Here is a 376-nt window from a genome sequence, read left to right as displayed (position 1 = left end):
ATCAAAATGTCATTCATCAAAAAGTTTGACATGCCGGGCATGGAGGGTGAATTTTTCTTTACGGCTAAAGTCGAAAATAAGACTAAGAAAAAAATCAGCGTTTACTTAAAAGATGTCTATTTGAACGATACGAATGTAATGGTGGGCAGCGCCGTTCCTTTAGATATACTTCCCGGCAAAAATGGCACCCAAACTTGGTTCACCAAATACGAAGGTACAGGAGCCTCGAAGGCCTCTGATATTAAAACAATCGGCTTTAAAATTTGGGTAACGGATGAGCACATGAAGACTTTAGAAACAACCAAGAATGTAGAAATTAAATTCTAACTTATAGAAGGCCAATGAAGTTATGAAAAGCCTCACGTTTATACGTGAG

1 protein-coding gene is annotated in these 376 nt (G+C 38.0%); it reads left to right on the top strand.

The window, feature by feature from the left end:
* Positions 1–327, top strand: a 327-nt coding sequence (locus UU7_RS18570; protein ID WP_162098665.1) for a hypothetical protein, incomplete at its 5' end; no start/stop codon positions are given.
* Positions 328–376 lie beyond the last annotated feature (49 nt).

Origin of the sequence: Rhodanobacter spathiphylli B39 (genome assembly GCF_000264295.1) — a bacterium.
GTDB classification, from domain to species: domain Bacteria; phylum Pseudomonadota; class Gammaproteobacteria; order Xanthomonadales; family Rhodanobacteraceae; genus Rhodanobacter; species Rhodanobacter spathiphylli.
Note: the sequence above shows the minus strand (reverse complement) of the source record. Positions and strands in the feature narration are given on the sequence as shown.